Source organism: Rhizobium sp. KNZ14-9A (assembly GCF_056755015.1).
The window spans coordinates 3,593,673-3,612,917 of record NZ_JBPGXB010000002.1; the positions used below are offsets into that span (position 1 = coordinate 3,593,673).

Annotated in this window: 16 protein-coding genes; 10 read left to right on the forward strand and 6 right to left on the reverse strand. The window is 60.0% G+C overall.

Translation table 11 applies throughout. The features are described from left to right. Positions 1–2 precede the first annotated feature (2 nt). From gmd to ACR9ZQ_RS24695, 4 genes are read right to left on the reverse strand one after another with little or no spacing between them, the layout of a single operon-like run. On the reverse strand, positions 3–1,079 hold the full coding sequence (gene gmd / locus ACR9ZQ_RS24680; protein WP_310379700.1) for a GDP-mannose 4,6-dehydratase: 1,077 nt from the start codon (positions 1,077–1,079) through the stop codon (positions 3–5). A 12-nt stretch (positions 1,080–1,091) separates the two neighbouring features. After that, positions 1,092–2,285: a DegT/DnrJ/EryC1/StrS family aminotransferase gene (locus ACR9ZQ_RS24685; protein WP_310379702.1), complete on the reverse strand. Its 1,194-nt coding sequence runs from the start codon at positions 2,283–2,285 to the stop codon at positions 1,092–1,094. After that, on the reverse strand, positions 2,285–3,064 hold the full coding sequence (locus ACR9ZQ_RS24690; protein WP_310379704.1) for a glycosyltransferase family 2 protein: 780 nt from the start codon (positions 3,062–3,064) through the stop codon (positions 2,285–2,287). Before ACR9ZQ_RS24690 ends, ACR9ZQ_RS24685 begins: the two co-directional genes overlap by 1 nt. Then, positions 3,057–3,848: an NAD-dependent epimerase/dehydratase family protein gene (locus ACR9ZQ_RS24695; RefSeq protein ID WP_310380081.1), complete on the reverse strand. Its 792-nt coding sequence runs from the start codon at positions 3,846–3,848 to the stop codon at positions 3,057–3,059. Before ACR9ZQ_RS24695 ends, ACR9ZQ_RS24690 begins: the two co-directional genes overlap by 8 nt. Positions 3,849–4,133: 285 nt before the next feature. Between ACR9ZQ_RS24695 and ACR9ZQ_RS24700 the strand changes: the two genes are divergently transcribed. Continuing rightward, positions 4,134–4,958: a glycosyltransferase family 2 protein gene (locus ACR9ZQ_RS24700; protein WP_310379706.1), complete on the forward strand. Its 825-nt coding sequence runs from the start codon at positions 4,134–4,136 to the stop codon at positions 4,956–4,958. 107 nt (positions 4,959–5,065) lie between these two features. On the opposite strand, the gene ACR9ZQ_RS24705 is transcribed toward ACR9ZQ_RS24700, so the two are convergent. Then, positions 5,066–5,392 carry a hypothetical protein gene (locus ACR9ZQ_RS24705; RefSeq protein WP_481428956.1) on the reverse strand — a complete coding sequence of 109 codons (327 nt, stop codon included), beginning with the start codon at positions 5,390–5,392 and terminating at the stop codon, positions 5,066–5,068. A 70-nt stretch (positions 5,393–5,462) separates the two neighbouring features. Further along, a complete protein-coding gene (locus ACR9ZQ_RS24710) occupies positions 5,463–7,085 on the reverse strand; it encodes a GumC family protein (protein WP_310380083.1) in 1,623 nt (540 codons plus the stop codon). A 130-nt stretch (positions 7,086–7,215) separates the two neighbouring features. Here ACR9ZQ_RS24710 and ACR9ZQ_RS24715 point away from each other — a divergent pair, with 130 nt between their 5' ends. The 9 genes from ACR9ZQ_RS24715 (at position 7,216) to ACR9ZQ_RS24755 (ending at position 19,234) form a co-directional block, all read left to right on the forward strand. Further along, positions 7,216–8,271: a glycoside hydrolase family 5 protein gene (locus ACR9ZQ_RS24715; RefSeq protein WP_310379711.1), complete on the forward strand. Its 1,056-nt coding sequence runs from the start codon at positions 7,216–7,218 to the stop codon at positions 8,269–8,271. A gap of 1 nt (position 8,272) precedes the next feature. Next, positions 8,273–9,544, forward strand: coding sequence for a hypothetical protein (locus ACR9ZQ_RS24720; protein ID WP_310379713.1), 1,272 nt, complete (start codon positions 8,273–8,275; stop codon positions 9,542–9,544). Between the two features lie 54 nt (positions 9,545–9,598). Beyond that, a complete protein-coding gene (locus ACR9ZQ_RS24725) occupies positions 9,599–10,615 on the forward strand; it encodes an acyltransferase family protein (protein ID WP_310379715.1) in 1,017 nt (338 codons plus the stop codon). Positions 10,616–10,829: 214 nt separating this feature from the next. After that, on the forward strand, positions 10,830–11,714 hold the full coding sequence (gene purU, locus ACR9ZQ_RS24730; protein WP_310379717.1) for a formyltetrahydrofolate deformylase: 885 nt from the start codon (positions 10,830–10,832) through the stop codon (positions 11,712–11,714). Positions 11,715–11,828: 114 nt separating this feature from the next. Beyond that, positions 11,829–14,756 carry an aminotransferase gene (locus tag ACR9ZQ_RS24735; RefSeq protein WP_310379719.1) on the forward strand — a complete coding sequence of 976 codons (2,928 nt, stop codon included), beginning with the start codon at positions 11,829–11,831 and terminating at the stop codon, positions 14,754–14,756. A gap of 520 nt (positions 14,757–15,276) precedes the next feature. Continuing rightward, the gene (locus ACR9ZQ_RS24740; protein ID WP_025669973.1) at positions 15,277–15,471 is read left to right on the forward strand and encodes a hypothetical protein; all 195 of its coding nucleotides are present in this window, start codon (positions 15,277–15,279) and stop codon (positions 15,469–15,471) included. A gap of 122 nt (positions 15,472–15,593) precedes the next feature. Further along, the gene (locus tag ACR9ZQ_RS24745) at positions 15,594–16,589 is read left to right on the forward strand and encodes a P1 family peptidase (protein ID WP_310379722.1); all 996 of its coding nucleotides are present in this window, start codon (positions 15,594–15,596) and stop codon (positions 16,587–16,589) included. A gap of 44 nt (positions 16,590–16,633) precedes the next feature. Next, on the forward strand, positions 16,634–17,554 hold the full coding sequence (locus tag ACR9ZQ_RS24750) for a LysR family transcriptional regulator (protein ID WP_310379724.1): 921 nt from the start codon (positions 16,634–16,636) through the stop codon (positions 17,552–17,554). 150 nt (positions 17,555–17,704) lie between these two features. Continuing rightward, positions 17,705–19,234 carry an ABC transporter substrate-binding protein gene (locus ACR9ZQ_RS24755; RefSeq protein WP_310379726.1) on the forward strand — a complete coding sequence of 510 codons (1,530 nt, stop codon included), beginning with the start codon at positions 17,705–17,707 and terminating at the stop codon, positions 19,232–19,234. Positions 19,235–19,245: the final 11 nt, after the last annotated feature.

Sequence of the window (19,245 nt, forward strand, 5' to 3'; positions counted from 1 at the left end):
CGTCAGTCCTTGTCTCGCTGATGAACCGAGTTTGCAGCATGTTCCCGGATATCGGAATTGACCATTTCCACGATCATTTCCTCAAGCGTCGTTGTGGCGCGCCATCCGAGTTCTCTCTCGGCCTTGCTGGGATCGCCAAGCAGGAGGTCGACCTCCGTCGGACGGAAATAGCGCGGATCGACTTCGATCAGGCAGCGATCGGTGCCGCGGATGTAACCGCGCTCATCCACGCCCTTACCGTGCCATTCTATATCCATGCCTGCGACCCGGAAAGCCGTATCCACAAACTCGCGCACGCTGACGGTACGCCCAGTCGCCAGCACGTAGTCATCCGGCTTATCCTGCTGCAATATCCGCCACATGCCCTCGACATAGTCACGGGCATGGCCCCAGTCACGCATGGAATCCAGATTGCCGAGATAGAGGCGATCCTGGTCGCCGGCGGCAATGGCAGCCACGGCGCGGGTGATCTTGCGGGTCACGAAGGTTTCACCGCGACGCGGGCTCTCGTGGTTGAAGAGAATGCCGTTCGAGGCGTGGATTCCGTAGGATTCGCGGTAGTTGACCGTGATCCAGTATGCGTAGAGCTTGGCGACACCATAGGGCGAACGCGGGTAGAAGGGAGTTGTCTCCTTCTGAGGCGTCTCCACCACCTTGCCGTAGAGCTCGGAGGTCGAGGCCTGATAGAAACGCGTCTTGTCCATGCGCAGGATACGCAGGGCTTCCAGGATGCGCAGCGTACCCATGCCGTCGGCGTTAGCCGTATATTCAGGCGTCTCGAAGCTCACATGGACGTGAGACTGGGCGGCCAGGTTATAGATCTCGTCCGGCTGCACTTCCTGAATCAGGCGGATCAGGTTGGTGGAATCGGTCATGTCGCCATAGTGCATCGTGAAGCGGCGATCGACCTCATGCACGTCTTCATAGAGGTGATCGACGCGCGCCGAGTTGAAACTCGATGATCGGCGCTTGATGCCGTGGACCTGATAACCCTTGGAGAGCAGCAGCTCCGCAAGATAGGAACCGTCCTGTCCGGTTACGCCCGTGATCAGAGCGCGCTTTGGAGCCGTATTCGTCATGTGTCTTCGCTCTTAGCAGGGGCGGGCAACAGAGGCGAAGGCGTCGGCCACGCGCGCAATGTCCGCTTCATTCAGATTATGGTGGTTCGGCAGATAGATGCCGTAGTCATGCACCTTGTCGGCGTTCGGAAGGACAAGCCGCGGATGGTCGCGGAGCCAGAAGGGATGGCGCGCGATGTTGCCGCAGATCAACGGCCGGCATTCAATGTCGAGCGCATTGATGTGCTTGTAGGTTTCCAGCCGGTTCTCGATGAAGGTGCCGTAGGCGAAGGACGACAGAACCTCCGTATCACCCGACTGGGAGAAGAAGTCCGGCAACGCCTTGCGGTAGAGGTCGAAATTGATGCGGCGGCGTTCGACGATCTGGTCAAGCTTCTTGAGCTGCGACCGGCCGAGGAATGCCTGGAGGTCGGTGGAGCGCAAGTTATAGCCGGCATGGTAGAAGGTGTAGAGATTCTTGAACTCATCGACGCCGTTCTGCTCCGCCAGAGATTGGCGCAGTTCGGGCTTGAGATCGCGGCTCCAGCCGTGCGAACGCAGAGAAAGCATCAGCTGATGCAGGTCGGCATCGTCGGTGACGACCATGCCACCCTCGATCGTCGAGATGTGGTGGCCGTAATAGAAGGAGAAACTGCCAGCAGCGCCGATCGCGCCCAGCTTGCGACCCTTGTAGGTCGAACCGAGGGCCTCGCAGGCATCTTCCAGCAGGATGACATCATAGCGCTGGCAAATATCGCGGATGGCATCCATGTCGCCGGCATGGCCGAGAACGTGGACGATGATCAGCAGTGCCGGCGGATCCGTGCGGCAAAGGTCTTCCAGATGATTGAGGTCGATGCCCAGCGACTTCGAATCGCAATCGCAGAGGCGTACATCGAAGCCGAGCTGGAGCAGTGGTGAAACCGTGGTGACCCAGCTGACGCCGGCAGCGATCGCCTTGTTATTGCGCAGGCGGCCTGCTTCCTTGAGCGCGGCGATCATCAACAGGTTCGCCGACGACCCGGAGTTGACATAAACCGCGTGGCGGCAGTCCATCCAGGCAGCGAATTCCTGCTCGAAGGCGAGCGTCTGCTCAGCCTTGGTCAGGCGGTTGCCTGCAAGCATCCACTCGGAGAGGGCCTCGAGTTCACCCTGATCGATGGTTTCCTCTGCAAGGCGGATTGGACGATCTTGAGTAACTAAGCGGATTGGACGCCCTACAGTCATTACGATGCCTCCCTGATACGCACAGCGCGCATCACTTTCATTTCGAGATAGTGGCGGGTTACTTCTGCATAAGCGGCGCGCAACCGTGCGGTCTTCTCGCCGGATGCAAAGGCGTCGATGGTGATAGACCCCTCGTGAAAGCGGAAGAAAGCGAGCGGTTCACGGACGTAGCCGACCGCTGGATAGCGCAGCATCGAAAGCAATGAGACGAAAGCATCCGGGCCGACGCCGCGATATTCGTTTATCTGAAGCGGCAACCGACCCGGATAAAGTGCATCGATGAGGATCTGTCGGCGATAGAGCGCCGCGCCGGGCGAGATCAGCGAGCCGAGAATCTGTCTTTCGATGGCATCGACCGGATAGGTGCCGGTTGCGGGCAGCCAGTCCATAAACTGGCGAAGCTTGATGGGCAGGCCAGGACCATCCGTCACGTCAGCGCCGCTGAAGGCGAAGCCGGTTTCCGGCGTGATGACCGCAAGGCACGCCTCGATGAAGGTTGGCGCGATCCAGTCGTCGTCATATTGCAGGTGAACGAATTCACCGCTGGCGTGCAACGCGCCTTCCAGCCAGCAGAAATGCGGCCCGAAATCGCGCTCGCGGCGGATGTAGAGGATGCGGTCACCGTAAGCCTCGGCAACTTTCGGCGTATCGTCGGTGGAGCCGTGGTCGACGACGATAACCTCGCACGCTTTCGTTTGGTTCAAGGCGCTGTCAATAGCGACAGGCAGCATTCCGGCTCTGTTAAAGGTCGGAATGACAATGGAAACAGTCTCAGACATCAGAGTCTCCTAGTAATTGTCTAAGCCTTGAGATATCGGCGACCAGGGTGTCGGAGCCGCCGGTCGCCCTGATATCGAGGAGCCGGGGGCTGAAACTCTGCACGAAATCGCGAATGGTTGTGCCACGCCCGGAGCCGACATTGACCGGCCCCGTCGCGGAAGAAAGGGCAAGGCGTACGACCAGTTCTGCGGCATCTTCTGCCGGCAGAAAATCCCTGACACTGTCACCGCCCGGAAGCGTGAAGGGTTGGCTCAGGTCCTCTTCTGCCAGCCGACGCTCGATGGATGGTCGAAGGAACGAGCCAGTTTGCGCTGGGTCATGAATCGAGAAAACACGCGCCGCACAAAAGGTGCGGCCGGATGCCTCGCAAATGTCGGACGCAACGCTCTCGGCCACCCATTTTGTCCGTCCGTAGAAAGAGGGTGGCGCCTTTTCGGCGTCCTCGGTTATCGGCAGATGGGACGGCGCATAGATATGGCTCGATGAGCAGTAGAGGAACGTGGCCGGGTGCCCCTCGAGCGCCGAGAGAAGATTGATCGTGCCGCCGACATTCACGGCATAGGCGCGGGCCGGGTCTGCCTTAACTGATGCCACCGGCACCAGGGCCGCCAGATGAACAACCTTATCGATCGGCTGCAGGGCAGCGATTGCCGCTCGGGTCGCATCCAGATTCGTCAGGTCCGCCTTGTTGGCGATCACATCTGCGCTTGGCGCAAACTGAGCGAAATGCCTGATAACATGCCTACCCAGGATGCCGCCCGCCCCGGTTATCAGGAAACGCATGGACGCCCCTCTCGATGGCCCGCGCAGCACCCTGCAGAGACCCTTCGGCTGGCAGAGGTCAGATCGCGCTTCTGCTGCATCCAATTTCCTTATTTCCCGTCGCCGCGCGTTCTTCGCGACACAACGAACACGTTCAAATGCCGATTTCAGATGACCGGGCGGCCGCCCCCAGGATTTCTAACCACGGCAATTGACGCGAATGCCCGGCTCATGCCATCTCCTTCGTGGTTAACACCAATGCCGCCTCTGCCATGCGCGAACCTTGCGCGAAAGGAATTGCCCGACATGCACTTTATTAAAGCAAGGACGCAGAGTGATAATGAGACGGCGCTGGTCACCGTGTTCTGTGCGGTATGGCACCGTCAAAACAACAAGTTCGAGCTGCTGAAGTCGCACTACATAAACCTGCGCCAACAAAGTGTCGGCGTGCGCATCATCTATATCTTCGACAATGGTGATATGCCGCCCGAATGGCTGGACGCGGACTGTTACGTCTTCTCTCAGCCACTCTCGATCTACGAGGCCTGGTCGGCGGCAGTGGCATTGAGCAATTCACTGTTCGTGATGAACCTCAATATGGACGACCGCCTGGCCACAAATGCGGTCGAGCTCCTGGTCGGAGCAGCTTGCGCTTCTTCCGCCGGAATGGTTGGAGGCGAGTGGCTGGTCTGCTTTGATAATTCCCATCTCGATGAGCCTTTCAAAGCGCCGATACTGACGGCATCCGAATTTGCGCCGGACTGGCCTCCGAAGCCGCGTGAACGCCTGAGGCTTGGATCGGGTACCGGTGAGCGCGGTACTTTCGGTCCGGCAACACTCTGGAGCCCGAAAATGGTCGGGAAATACTATCCGAGCTACTTTGGCGACGGATCCCTGATCAGATCGGTCGGCGATGCACTGTTCTGGCATGTGTTCCAGCAAAAGAACCTGAAAACCGTTCGCCTGCCGCTCTTGATTGGGAAATATTTCTCTTCGCCGTCCGATCAGGCGGAGTTTCGGGCCAACCAGGACAATGAGCTGTATCAGCGCTACGGTCTCTCCAACGTGTCCTTTGCCGACCGTATCCTTGGTGGCGAAGTGCCGCAATTGGCATTTCAGCCCGCTCGTTGAAGATTGATGCGGCCAAAAGATTGGTTGCAGTCGCCGTCAATTCATTGAACGGTGATCAAGCTATCTCGCCTTGCAGGCAATAACCTCGCGGGGACTCGCTGCGGTTTTCACCGCACCGGCTGATAATGGCCGCGCAACGGCACCCGGCTATCCATGGATACGACACCGTCGCGTTCGCAGACATACATCAGTGTCGGCATGCCGCCCGAGCGGAAGATCTGGTCATAGCGGCGGCGGATCTGCACCGTCTCGGTGTGGCAGTCGTACAACTCCTCCACCTTCTTGTCCGGCTGCGCCTTCACGCCCGGAAGATCCTTGTAGGGATAGAGCGGTTGCACGGCCTGCTTGCCGGAATTCTGCCAATCGATGGCAGAGGCGGGCGCAGCCGAAGCGCCGGCAACAAGCGACAACAGGAGAACCGCAGCGAACCGCATCACAACCTCTTTCACGGGCGTCTTTCGTTCAGTACCCGTGTTCAGGATGTAGGAAGATTGGAAGTCGCCATCAAGCGGAAGCGCGAGCAGGCTTGCGGAAATAGCTCCTGATGACGGGATGAGAGAAGAGGCCGGCGAGGATTGCAAAACCAGCGCCGACAGCAAAGCCGGCAAGCAAGCCACCAATCACGCCTGCGACCATGATGATTTTCTTACTCGGCCCATCTGCCTTAACAGGAACTTCGGCTGGTGAGACGACGCGGATATTGCTCTGGTTGAGGTTCTGCTCTTCGCTGGTCTCACCGGAACGCTTCAGAACTGATTCGTAAAGTTCACGGGCGGCCGTCGCCTTGCGCTGCAGTTCGTTCAGCTGCACCTGCTTGTCCGATGTCGTGGCTTGCAGGGCTTTCTGCACCGCCAGTTCCTTGGCGATATCGTCTTCGGCCTTCTTGGCCTGTTCATATTCGGCTCTTGCCGAGGTCGCGACCCGCTGCAACTCGCCCCTGATTTCTACCCCGATGCTGTCGAGCGAAGAGCGCGCGGCCTGAAGGCGCGGATGACGCGAACCCATCTGGCTCTGCAGGCTGCCGACGACAGCGGCCTGGGCGGAATATTGCTGCCGCAGGCTGACGAGCGGCGATGTGCCCGTGGCGCCATCCGTCTGGCTGCCGGCGACGATATCTTCGACGCGCAGACTTGCAGCGGCATCGGCACGGGCCTTGGCCTGAATAGTCTTTTCCTGGGCGGTAATGAGCAGCGTATTCAGGGACGAAAGGCGCTGATCGGAAATCAGGTTGCCCTCGGTCGCCGCCATGTCGTTGTCGGCGCGGAAGGTTTCGACCGCCTGTTCGGCTTCCTGCACCTTCTGGCGCAGATCGTCGAGGCGACCGCCGAGCGCTGAGGAGGTGGTCTCATAAAGGCCGGTCGATGCGCTGCTTTCCTCCTGCATGAAGGAGGTGACGACCTGATTTGCGAGCTTCGCGGATTTCTCAGGATCGTGCGTCGTCGCAGCAAGCGAGACCACATAGGTATTATTCTCACGCGTGATCAGCAGGGCCTTTTGAAGAGCGCCGATGATAGCGGCACCATCCGTCCTGCCGCCGGTGAATTCCGGATCCTGATCGAGCTTCATGGCGTCGGCTACGCGACGCAATACGTTGCCCGAGGTCAGCAGCTGAACCTGGCTATCGATCAGCGTCGAAATCATTTCCGGTGACGGGGCCGCGGTCTGCGCGCCGCTGTCGGCAAGTCCGATCTGACGCGGATCGAAATAGAGGGCGGCAACGGCAGTGAATTTTTGCTGAATGCGAGGCGCGATCACCGCGCCGGCAGCGGCACCGACGAGGCAAAGACCGGCAATAATCAGGCGCCTGCTCCAGATGGCGGCAACCGCGGATCTGATATCCAGCAATGGTCCGACGACATCAGGTGCTTGCTGGACCACGGGTTCAGGCGCTGATGAGGGTTCGGGGATGGCAGGAATATCGCGGCGTGGCGGCTCAGCGGGGCGGCTTTCCGACGCTGCAGGGCGAACCGGAAGAGGACCAGGCTCGGGAGTCGGTGGAGGCGGAACGAAATCGGTCGGCCGGATGATAGGGCTGCGCGCACGGGTGCCTTCAGGCGCAGGCTGAGACGACTCATAACTGCGCCAGGCAGGCAGGCGGCTCACCCTGTTCCCGTCATACTGATTCATAAACACCGCATCCGCCCGGCAGGAAAGGATGGCCGAGACAGAGCGACTTTAGAAATTCTTAGCTAACGGACCGTTAAGATGACGGCATTGAAGCCGACGTGGCGACCTGCCGCGACCCGCGAGGATAGCCATGAAACGGAAAAGACTGCTGCACAGGCTGCTGGTTGCCGCCGTCATGAGCATTTCGTCCACCGCCCATGCCGCGAGCGCACCACTTTGCTATTATGGCGTCAATCTCTCCGGCGCCGAATATGGCGAGCGCGGCGGCGTCTACGGCACGAACTACACCTACCCGACCGAAGAAACGATCCGCTATTTCGCCAAGAAGGGAATGACGATCATCCGCCTGCCCTTCCGCTGGGAGCGGCTGCAGCCGACGCTTGGCGCGCGGCTCGACGATGATGAACTGCAGCGTTTGAAGGATACGGTAGCGCTGGTTCGCAAGCACAAGATGAGCGTGCTGCTCGATCCGCATAATTTCGGCTACTATGACAAGGATCAGGTCGGCAAGCCGCCCGTAGCGAATGCAGCCTTTGCCGATTTCTGGGCTCGGCTTTCCGTCGAATTTGCCAACCAGGACGGCGTGCTCTTCGGGCTGATGAACGAGCCGCATGACATTCCCGCGACCGATTGGCTGAAAGCCGCCAACGCCGCGATCCGCGGCATTCGAGCGGTCGGCGCGCGCAATCTCATCCTCGTTCCCGGTACGGCCTGGAGCGGAGCTGCAAGCTGGGAAACCGATGTGATCGGCGGCGCGAACGGAACCGTCATGCTCGGCGTGCGTGATCCGCTCGATTTCTACGCCTATGAATTCCATCAGTATCTCGACGCGGATTCTTCGGGCACGCACGAGACCTGCGAGGGCGCAAAGGCCGCGACCGATGCCGTCAGCAATGTGACCGCCTGGCTGAAGAAGAACGGCAAACGCGGTTTCCTCGGTGAATTTGGCGCGTCTGCAAATGCGGATTGCCTCGATGGCCTGAAGACCATGTTCACCACCATGTCCGACAATAGCGATGCGTGGATCGGCTTCTCCTACTGGGCGGCTGGCGAATGGTGGCCGGCCAGCGAACCTTTCAACGTGCAGCCGCGTGACACGCCGGAGCGCCCGCAAATGCGTCTGCTTGAGCAAATGGTTGCCAAGCATGCGCCCGCCTGTGCAGCAGTAAAGCCTGCGGGGAAGTGACATGGCAGCAATCGGAGAGACAAGCACGAGATTCGAAACGGCTGCCGGTGCGGCGAGCCCGGCTTCGCGTCTCGATTACCCGATTCTGATCCTCGGGCTGCTCTCGGTTCTCTACAATGGCATCCTGGCCTTCATAAACCACAACGTCATGCCGCTTTCGATGACGCACGTGGCGGCCAGCGAAGGCCTGATCATGGCGAGCGCAATCATCTACATCCTGCACAAAGGGATCTATGAGGAAGACCTTCCGGCCTTCCTGTTCATGCTCTTCACGCTGATCGTGACGGTCTATGTCAGCGTGATCAACCGCATGGCCTTCATCGATCATTTCCGCAACGTGCTGATCATCTTCTGCTTCACGGGGCTTGGAGGCTGGTGCAACGAGCGGACGCTGAAGCTGATCTTCCGTGTGGCCTGTTTCATGGTGCTGCTTTTCTTGATCTTCGAGATCATCAGCGTGCCCTTCTATGTCAGTATCGTGCATCCCTCGGACTATTTCGCCAACACGCGCGGGCTGAAGCCGCTCAGTTTCAACACGACGGGCCTGTTCCAGAATGCACTCGGCTTTCCCGGCCGATTCTCATTCGGCATCATCGATCACCGCTCGTCCTCGATCTTTCTGGAGCAGGTGTCGCTCGCCAATTTCTGTGGCGTGATCGCGATCTACCTTATTTCGATGTGGGAACGGCTGACGCGGATCGACCGGGCGCTGGCCATTGCGACAGCGCTGCTGATCCTCACGACCAATGATACCCGCACGATGCTCATCTTCTGCATCTGCTGTATCGGCGGCTATTTCGTCTTTCCCAGAATCCCCAAGGCTTTCAATCTGGCGCTGATGCCGCTCATCGTTTGCGCCGGCTTTCTTGTCTACATGAAGGACCCCAATGCGATCGGCGACAATTTCACCGGGCGCATCAATCTGACGATGAAGAAACTGATGGATCTCGATCCACTGGCGATCCTCGGGCTTTCCGTCGATAAAGTCGCCGAATTCGCCGATAGCGGCTATGTCTACCTCGTCTATGGCGCAACGATCTTCGGCGTCATCGCCTTCTGGCTCTTCGTCTGCCTGTTTCCCGCGGGCACGACCCCGGCACAAAGGCGCTGCGCCCATTCACTTTCTCTTTTCATTTTTCTGAATATGATGATCGGGGGAACGGCAATCTTCTCGATGAAGATCGCCGGTCTCGTCTGGCTTGTCATCGGGTTCATGCGTTTCCGCGACACGCCACGTATCCGGCAGGGTCGTCCGGCAAATGTACTGAGTTGACGAAGCGGCTTGCCTGAAGGGCGATCCGCAGAGCCTGTGGGAGCAAGACACCAGATGCTTGTCCAGCTGCAATATCTGCGTGCCATCGCGGCGCTGATGGTCGTCTATTTCCACGCGATCCTGCAGCTTGCCAAGGTCAATCCCGCCATAGACGCGACCTCGTTCATCTATGGCGAAACGGGTGTCGATATCTTCTTCGTGCTCAGCGGCTTCGTGATGTGGCTGACGACAAGCGGACGAAACATGACGCCGGTCGATTTCGTCCGCAAGCGCGTCAAGAGGATCGTGCCGCTCTACTGGCTGGCGACGCTATTTTCGGCGGCTGTCGCGCTTATCGCACCGTCGCTTCTCAAGTCTACCGTTTTCGATCTGCCGCATCTCATGGCCTCGATGCTGTTCCTGCCCTGGATCAATCCGGTCGACCCGACGATGATCGCGCCCGTCATCGTGCCCGGCTGGACGCTGAATTATGAGATGTTCTTCTATTTCGTCTTCGCGCTGCTATTGCCGATCCGCGAGGACTATCGCCTGCCCGCCCTCTTCGGTGCCTTTGCAGCCATCCTGATCGTCTGCCACCTGCTGCCGGAAACGACAGCCACTAAATTCTATGGCGAACCCATCATCCTGGAATTCCTGGCCGGCGTGGCGCTCGGCTGGCTCTATGGCCAGAAGCTTCTGCTGCCGCAGCGCTGGGCCTGGGCTCTGCTTGCTGTCGGCTTCGCCTTCCTCTTCATCAACGAGGATCTGGTGCGGCCTGGAGACCGTTATTATGGCTGGGGCATACCGGCAATCTTCATCGTCTATAGCGCTATTTCCATCGACTTTTCGAAACTTCCCTTTGTGCGCTGGCTCAACTATCTCGGCGACGCCTCATACGAGATCTACATCACGCATGCCTTCACGCTGGCTTTCCTCCGGATCATCGCCAATCATTTCCCGGTCGGCGCGCTTCAGCAGCCTGTCATCTTCGTGATCCTCTGCCTCGCGCTCTCCTCCATCGTGGGAGCGATCATTCACGAAATCATCACGCCGCGCAGAAAAGTCCGGGTCGCCAGCCGGCCGGCCGTCTGACCTCAAACTATCAGAGGGCGAGGACGGGATTTCGAACGGCGCAGGCAGAACGGAATCCCGCGCGTCCTGTCATAAGCTTGCGGCCATGAAAGCAAATGCCGCAGGCATGAAGGTTCGGCTTGCAATTTATTGCAGAAATGAAAGCTTGCCGGCCTGTTCGCGGCCGGGGGTTTGATCTAAGGACGGCCCGGCGGCTTAAGAGAGGGAAGAGGACATGACGGACTACGTATTGACGGTAACCTGCAAGTCGACGCGCGGCGTCGTGGCGGCGATTTCGACCTATCTCGCCGAAAAGGGTTGCAACATCATCGATAGTTCGCAGTTCGACGACCTCGATACCGGCAAGTTCTTCATGCGCGTCAGCTTCATTTCCGAAGAGGGTGCAACGCTTGCCGAGATCCGCGAAGGCTTCAAGCCGATCTACGAGAAGTTCGGCATGGATGCGGAGGTACATGACGGGAGCGAGCGCCTGAAGGTGCTTCTGATGGTCTCCCGCTTCGGCCACTGTCTCAACGACCTGCTCTACCGCTGGAAGATCGGTGCGCTGCCGATCGACATCGTCGGCGTCGTCTCCAACCATTTCGAATACCAGAAAGTCGTGGTCAACCACGACATTCCCTTCCACCACATCAAGGTGACGAAGGAAAACAAGCCGCAGGCCGAAGCCCAGATCCTCGACATCGTCGAGCAGACCGGCACCGAACTCATCGTGCTTGCCCGCTACATGCAGGTGCTGTCGGATGCGATGTGCCGGAAGATGTCAGGCCGTATCATCAACATCCACCACTCCTTCCTGCCGAGCTTCAAGGGCGCCAACCCTTACAAACAGGCCTATGAGCGCGGCGTGAAGCTGATCGGCGCGACAGCGCATTACGTGACGGCCGATCTCGACGAAGGCCCGATCATCGAGCAGGACACTGCTCGCATCACCCATGCGCAGAGCGCCGAAGACTATGTCTCGATCGGCCGCGATGTCGAAAGCCAGGTGCTGGCGCGCGCCATCCATGCGCATATCCATCGCCGCGTCTTCCTCAACGGCAACCGCACGATCGTCTTCCCCGCCAGCCCCGGCAGCTATGCCTCCGAACGCATGGGTTGAGGCAAACAACGCACTTCCCCTAAATCCGCGGCTGGCGCAATCTTCCGTTGCTTGTCGGCAAGTGCTTGATTATCTGTTTCATTAGGTAATCGAATCATGCTGCGGAGGGGTGCCATGACCGACGAAGCGCTTGTTGACCGCATGGCGCTGCCGCGCCCCGATGTTACCGCTTCCGAAGCCACGGATATCCTTCTTTCCCACTACGGGCTTTCCGGCACGCTGTCCGAACTCGGCAGCCAGCAGGACCGCAACTACCGGCTCGACACGGAAGACGGCCGCTATGTGCTGAAGATCTGCCATGCCGCCTATGCGACCGAGGAACTCGAGGCGCAGAATGCGGCGATCCATCATTTACGCGCCAAGGCGGATGCGCCGCGTGTTCCAAACGTGATGGCGTCCACCGAAGGGCAGGAGATCGTTTCCGTCAACGTGCGGGAGCAGGATTACCAGGTCCGTTTGCTGGAATATCTCGAAGGCGAAGGCCTGACCCACCGCGCCTATCTGGCGCCCACCTCGGTCGCGGCGCTCGGTGCGCTCTGCGCGCGACTGGCTGAGGCGCTTGCCGATTTTAGCCATCCCGGGCTCGACCGCAGCCTGCAATGGGACCTGCGCCGCGCCGGGCCCGTGGCCGTGCAACTGCTTTCCTCCATTACCGACAGCGCCGCGCGCGACAGGATCGCCAAGACGATGGTCATGGCTGTGCGCCGCATCCAGCCGCTTGCGCCGTCGCTGCGGCTTCAGGCGGTTCATCACGACGTGACCGGTGATAATGTCGTCAGCCGCCCTGATGTGCATGGGCGGCCCGTTCCCGACGGCGTGATCGATTTCGGCGACATCATCCGCGGCTGGCTGGTCGGCGACCTTGCCGTGACCTGCGCCTCTCTGCTGCATCAGGCAGATGGCGATCCCTTTTACATCCTGCCGGCGGTGAAAGCCTATCACGAGATTTACCCGTTGATGGATGACGAGCTGAAGGCGCTCTGGCCGCTCATCGTGGCGCGCGCCGTCATTCTCGTCGCCAGCAGCGAGCAGCAGATCGCAATCGATCCCGATAATGACTATGTCAGAGGAAATCTGGAGGGCGAACGGCGCATTTTCGATACGGCGATGTCCGTACCGTTCGAACTGATGGAAGCGGCTATCCTGAAAGCGGCCGGTCTCGATATTGCCGGTGTCGATACGACGGACTGGCAGCCGCTCTTGCCGGAGATCGATCCTGCATCCATCGCCTATGTCGATCTCGGTGTGCAGAGCCCGCATTTTTCTGACGGTAACTGGCTGGCGACCGATATGGACTGGCGGCTTCTTGCCCGCGCGGCGGCGGAAACGGGAACCGCGGCGACGCGTTACGGCGAATATCGCCTGTCCCGCGCCGGCCTGCACCGTGCAAAAGCCCAGGCGACCTATGCCCTGCATATGGATATCTGCCTTGCAGCGGGCAGCCTCGTTGCCGCACCCTTTGCCGGTCGGATCACCTGGTACGACCAGCATCTGGTCCTCACAGGCGCCGATATGAAACTGCATATCGACGGCATCGAACTTTCAGTCGAGGACGGCAGCGAGGTCGCCGCCGGTCAGGGGCTCGGCACGGTCTCCGGCGAGACGTCCTCGCTCGGCGGATTGCGGCTGCAGCTTTGCAGCATCGCCGGCTTCGAGCCGCCACTCTTTTCGACACCGCAACAAGCCGAGGCGTGGTCCGCGCTCTGCCCCTCGCCTTCGGTGCTCCTCGGGCCGGGTGCCGATGCACCAAAACCCGAAACGGCAACGCTTCTCGAGCTGCGGCAGGCACATTTCGCCAGTCCGCAGAAGAATTATTACGCGCACCCGCCGCAGGTCGAGCGCGGCTGGAAGGAGCATCTCTTCGATATCGAGGGTCGCGCCTATCTCGACATGGTCAACAATGTCACGATCCTCGGCCATGGTCATCCGCGCATGGCGGAAGCGATCGGCCAGCAATGGCTGATGCTGAACACCAATTCGCGCTTCCACTATGCCGCCGTCGCGGAATTCTCCGAGAGCCTAGCATCGCTGGCGCCCGACGGCATGGATGCCGTCTTCCTCGTCAACAGCGGCTCGGAAGCCAACGACCTGGCGTTGCGGCTTGCCTGGACGCATAGCGGCCAACGCAACATGCTCTGCCTGCTGGAGGGCTATCACGGCTGGTCGGTGGCAAGCGATGCCGTCTCCACCTCTGTCGCCGACAATCCGCAGGCGCTGACGACACGGCCGGACTGGGTTCACGCCGTCGTCTCGCCCAATACCTATCGCGGCCAGTTCCGTGGGCCGGAAACCGCAGCGGATTATCTCGGCACGATAACACCGGTGCTGGAAGCCATCGATGCCAAGAGCGAAGGGCTGGCCGGCTTCATTGCCGAATCTGTCTATGGCAATGCCGGCGGCATTCCACTGCCCGACGGCTATCTCACGGAGGTCTACCGGCACGTGCGAGAGCGCGGCGGCCTCTGCATCGCCGACGAAGTGCAGGTGGGCTACGGGCGGCTCGGCCATTATTTCTGGGGTTTCGAGCAGCAAGGCGTCGTGCCCGATATCATCACCATCGCCAAGGGCATGGGTGACGGCCATCCGCTCGGCGCCGTCATCACGACGAAGGAGATCGCCGCTTCGCTGGAGAAGGAAGGTTATTTCTTCTCCTCGGCCGGCGGCAGCCCGGTCAGTTGCGTTGCCGGCATGACGGTTCTCGACGTCATGGCCGAGGAGCGGCTGCAGGACAATGCCCGGGAGGTGGGCGACCATCTGAAGGCGCGACTGGCGGCACTCATCGACAGCTATCCGATTGTCGGCGCCGTGCATGGAATGGGCCTCTATCTCGGCCTCGAATTCGTGCGCGACAGGACGACGCTGGAGCCGGCGACCGAAGAGACGGTGGCGATCTGCGACCGGCTGCTGGAACTCGGCGTCATCATGCAGCCGACAGGTGATCACCTGAATGTGTTGAAGATCAAGCCGCCGCTCTGCCTCACCGAACAAAGCGCCGATTTCTTCGCCGATATGCTGGAAAAGGTGCTTCGGGAAGGCTGGTAGACGAGGGCTCCAGCCGTTTACTAATTCGGTCTTTTCAAGGCTTTCCAAATTTTAACCAAACGCCCCATTGCCGGAATCAGATCGGCCTCCTATGTCTGCTTCGGCGATTACGAGACTACTCGGACCGTCACATGGGTTGCACGAAGACGTGATAGATTTCTTTCTGCAAACCGACGTGCGATGGAATGAAATTTTTCGGATCGCCGATATTTTGACACGTTTCGGAATATGTTTCTTATAGGCCATCGGCTATTCTCTACTAAGTTAGTAGATTAAAGAGATGGTCTTTCACCGGCCCCGGGCTCTACCGGGACCACGCAAGTGCAACGCCAATACAAGGAACGAGACATGATCGATTTCGCAATTCTCGCCAGAGTCCTTGGGCGATCTGTGCTTGGCAATGACCGTCCGGGCGCCCTCTCCCGCCCGAACTGTCGAATGTGACGTTCGTCCCCTTTCAACGGTAACAGACAAGTCAATTCGCCATAGCCAGCGCATCCGCGCGGCAGGAGTTCTACGCATGAAAAAAGAAGTTATCGAATATGCAGGCATCCCGGTCGGGATCGTCATTCCGGACGATGACCGGTTGAAGTTCATTGCCGTCAAGTTCCATGTCCATGACCTCGACGAGCAGCATTTCAGCTCGCCCGCCGAGGTGAAGCTGGCCATTCACGACCTGATGACCCGCCGCCACCCGAAGCCCCTTCATGCCTAACGCAGAACGCGGCTTTAATACTCAGAGGATTTCCGACCGGCCCGGCAAAACGGGCCGGTCTTGTCTTTTAAACGCATTTGACTTCCTATCGGCGCGCTTCCCTTCAAGACAGGAGCCAGCGCTTGTCCGATCTTCTCAACCTCCTCACCGATATCGAAGGCGTCTCCGTCGGCCACGCAACCGACCTCTCGCTTGGTTCTGGCGTCACGGCCATCGTCTTCGATGAAGCGGCAGTAGCTTCCGGCAGCGTGCTCGGCGGTGCGCCGGGCGGGCGCGATACAGCGCTGCTCGACCCTTCCATGGTCGTCGATGCTGTCGACGCCTTCGTGCTGTCGGGCGGATCGGCCTTCGGTCTCGACGCTGCGGGCGGCGTGCAAGCAGGCTTGCGAGAGATGGGACGTGGATTTCAGGTCGGCCCGGTTCGCATTCCGATCGTGCCCCAGGCGATCCTGATGGATCTGCTTAATGGCGGCGACAAGGATTGGGGCGTGCATTCGCCCTATCGCGAGATGGGCTATGAGGCCGTGAAAGCCGCCTGCAAGGGCGCGTTCGATCTCGGCACTGTTGGTGCGGGCACGGGGGCAACGACCGCGACCTTCAAGGGCGGGCTCGGCTCGGCAAGTGCGGTCAGCAGCGCCGGGCATCGCATCGCGGCCATCGTCGCCGTCAATGCCGTCGGTACGGCGACGATCGGCGAAGGCCCGCATTTCTGGGCCGCCCCCTTCGAGCAGAATGCAGAATTCGGCGGGCTCGGCTTGCCCAGCCTGATGGACCATAGCCTGCGGCTGAAGGGCGTGAAGACGACGGCCACGACGATCGGCGCCATCGTCACCGATGCATCGCTGATCAAGGCGGAGGCGCACCGGCTTTCCATCGCCGCCCATGACGGGCTGGCGCGTGCGGTGCTGCCCGCCCACCTGCCGCTCGACGGCGATACGATTTTTGCGGCCTCCACCGGCCGGCAGAAGCGCAACGACATGGCAAGCCTGATGGAATTGTGTCATCTGGCCGGGATCGTTATGGCGCGGGCGATCGCGCGCGGCGTCTACGAGGCGACGGCGCTTCCGGTGCCGGATGCGCTGATGGCATGGCGCGACCGCTATCCGGCCGGACGCTAGTTGCCTAGATTACATAAAAGAGCCTCACGGCGGAGAACGGGTGAATGCAGATTCGGGCGCTGATGTATTTCGACGAGCTGGTGCGAACCAACTCCATGCGCCAGGCCGCCGAAAACCTGAATGTCGCGCCGACGGCCATCAGCCGGCAGATCGAGAACCTCGAATACCACTTCGGCGCGCCCCTTGTGGAACGCAGCGCCCGCGGTGTGAAGCTGACGGCTGCCGGCGAGCTGCTGGCGGCGCGTGCCGGGCGCACCCTGCGCGAGCTCGACCATGTACAGCAGCTGATCGAGGATCTGAAAGGCCTGCAGCGCGGCCGTGTCAACATTTACGCAAACGGCGCGACCGTCGCTAATCTGCTTGCGCCTGCGCTGGCCGAGTTCAGCCTGAAATATCCCAAGCTGCGCTTTGCCGTGACGATCACCAGCGCACGGGCGGCCATCGAAGCCGTAAACAGCGCGGAAGCCGATATTGCGGTGACTCTGTTTGCGCCGCCGATGTCCGGCACCAAGGTGCGGCTGCGCTCGGAAATCGCCTACGACCTCATCACTTCACCGAGCCATCCAGCTGCGGCGCGTCCGGATATTCCCCTGAAGGAATTGGCCGATTACGCGCTGGCTCTGCCCGATCAATCCTTCGGCTTTCGCCAGGCCTTCGACGCGCTCTTCGACAAGGAAGGGCTGAGCCTCGATCCGGTTTTCGTGACGAGTTCGCTGGAGATGCTCAAAGAACTGGTGTTGAGCAACGCAGCGGTGACGCTGCTGCCGGCGCTGACCGTTCGCCGCGAGATCGAGGCCGGGCAGCTCTGCGCCATTCCCCTTGCCGGCAAGACCAGTATCCGCACGCATGTCGATCTCTGCGTGGCGCCCGATCGACAGCTTTCCTTTGCCGCAACCAAGCTTCTCGATTTCATCGAACGCTTCATGCGCGAGCAATCGAACCGCAAGACCGACAGCAAAGAGTAGAACTCGCGGACTTGCATCACGGCAAGAATTGCGGTGTAGCTTTTTCGGCTACGCTGAGCACACAAAATCGTCATTGTGTGTGCACTGCCGTAGTGTCACTCTACTCGCAAAAGGGATCCGTCCAGCAGCGGAACCAAACAGGGGAACAGGATGATCAAGGTTTCGCTCGCGCCGTCGGCGCGTCTCATGCGGCGTCTTTCCATGGGTGCGGCGCTTTCCGCCGGCATCATGATGCTGGCGCTGACGCCCGCCGAAGCCGCCAAGACCACACTCAATCTCGGGATGAGCGTCGAGCCAACCGGCCTTGACCCGACGATCGCTGCACCTGTCGCCATCGGCCAGGTGACCTGGCAGAACATTTTCGAAGGACTGGTCAGTATCGACGAGACCGGTAAAGTGCAGCCGCAGCTCGCCAAGAGCTGGGAAATTTCCCCCGATGGCCTGGCCTATACGTTCAAGCTGCAGAGCGGCGTGAAATTCCACGACGGCGAGGCTTTTGATTCGGCCGCCGCCAAGTTCGCTCTCGACCGCGCCCGCGGCAAGGATTCCGTCAATCCGCAGAAGCGCTTCTTCGCGTCGATCGCCTCCATCGATACGCCGGATGCCGAAACACTGGTGCTGCATCTTTCCAGCCCGACCGGCAGCCTGATCTACTGGCTCGGCTGGCCGGCTTCCGTCATGGTCGGACCGAAGTCTGCAGCCGACGACAAGACGACGCCTGTCGGTACCGGGCCGTTCAAATTCTCCACCTGGGCCAAGGGCGACCACGTGGAACTGATCAAGAATACCGATTACTGGAACAAGGTGGGTGCGGCCAAGCTCGACAAGGTCACCTTCCGCTTCATCAACGATCCGCAAGCACAGGCGGCAGCGCTGAAATCCGGCGATCTCGACGCCTTTCCGGAATTCGCAGCACCCGAGCTGATGAGCTCCTTCGATGGCGACGCGCGTCTCGCGACCAAGGTCGGCAATACCGAGCTCAAGGTCGTTGCCGGCATGAACAATGCCCGCAAGCCTTTCGACGACAAACGCGTGCGCCAGGCACTGATGATGGCAATCGACCGCCAGACCGTCATCGACGGTGCTTGGTCCGGCCTCGGCACGGCGATCGGCAGCCACTATACGCCGAACGATCCCGGTTATCAGGACATGACAGGCGTGCTGCCTTACAATGTCGAAAAGGCGAGGGCACTGCTTGCGGAGGCCGGTTATCCCAGTGGTTTCACCTTCACGATCAAATCGCCGCAGATGGCCTATGCTCCACGTAGCGCGCAGGTGATGCAGGCGATGTTTGCCGAAATCGGCGTGACTGTTAACATCGAGCCCACGGAATTTCCGGCAAAGTGGGTGAAGGATGTGATGACCAGCCGCGATTACGACATGACGATCGTTGCCCATGCCGAGCCGATGGACATCGATGTCTATTCGCGTGATCCCTATTACTTCAACTACAAGAACCCCGCCTTCAACGATCTCATGAAGAAGGTGCAGGAGACTACTGATACGGCCGAACAGGCCAAGATCTACGGCGAGGCACAGAAGATCCTCGCCGAGGAAGTGCCGGCGCTCTACCTCTTCGTCATGCCCAAGCTCGGCGTCTGGGACAAGAAGCTGAAGGGCCTGTGGGAGAACGAGCCGATCCCTTCCAACGTTCTCAGCAACGTTTCCTGGGAAGATTGAACAACCGAGTG

Coding starts and splice junctions, on each gene's coding strand:
- gmd (WP_310379700.1), bottom strand. CDS start 1,079: ATGACGAATACGGCTCCAAAGCGCGCTCTGATCACGGGCGTAACCGGA.
- ACR9ZQ_RS24685 (WP_310379702.1), bottom strand. CDS start 2,285: ATGACTGTAGGGCGTCCAATCCGCTTAGTTACTCAAGATCGTCCAATC.
- ACR9ZQ_RS24690 (WP_310379704.1), bottom strand. CDS start 3,064: ATGTCTGAGACTGTTTCCATTGTCATTCCGACCTTTAACAGAGCCGGA.
- ACR9ZQ_RS24695 (WP_310380081.1), bottom strand. CDS start 3,848: ATGCGTTTCCTGATAACCGGGGCGGGCGGCATCCTGGGTAGGCATGTT.
- ACR9ZQ_RS24700 (WP_310379706.1), top strand. CDS start 4,134: ATGCACTTTATTAAAGCAAGGACGCAGAGTGATAATGAGACGGCGCTG.
- ACR9ZQ_RS24705 (WP_481428956.1), bottom strand. CDS start 5,392: ATGCGGTTCGCTGCGGTTCTCCTGTTGTCGCTTGTTGCCGGCGCTTCG.
- ACR9ZQ_RS24710 (WP_310380083.1), bottom strand. CDS start 7,085: ATGAATCAGTATGACGGGAACAGGGTGAGCCGCCTGCCTGCCTGGCGC.
- ACR9ZQ_RS24715 (WP_310379711.1), top strand. CDS start 7,216: ATGAAACGGAAAAGACTGCTGCACAGGCTGCTGGTTGCCGCCGTCATG.
- ACR9ZQ_RS24720 (WP_310379713.1), top strand. CDS start 8,273: ATGGCAGCAATCGGAGAGACAAGCACGAGATTCGAAACGGCTGCCGGT.
- ACR9ZQ_RS24725 (WP_310379715.1), top strand. CDS start 9,599: ATGCTTGTCCAGCTGCAATATCTGCGTGCCATCGCGGCGCTGATGGTC.
- purU (WP_310379717.1), top strand. CDS start 10,830: ATGACGGACTACGTATTGACGGTAACCTGCAAGTCGACGCGCGGCGTC.
- ACR9ZQ_RS24735 (WP_310379719.1), top strand. CDS start 11,829: ATGACCGACGAAGCGCTTGTTGACCGCATGGCGCTGCCGCGCCCCGAT.
- ACR9ZQ_RS24740 (WP_025669973.1), top strand. CDS start 15,277: ATGAAAAAAGAAGTTATCGAATATGCAGGCATCCCGGTCGGGATCGTC.
- ACR9ZQ_RS24750 (WP_310379724.1), top strand. CDS start 16,634: ATGCAGATTCGGGCGCTGATGTATTTCGACGAGCTGGTGCGAACCAAC.
- ACR9ZQ_RS24755 (WP_310379726.1), top strand. CDS start 17,705: ATGATCAAGGTTTCGCTCGCGCCGTCGGCGCGTCTCATGCGGCGTCTT.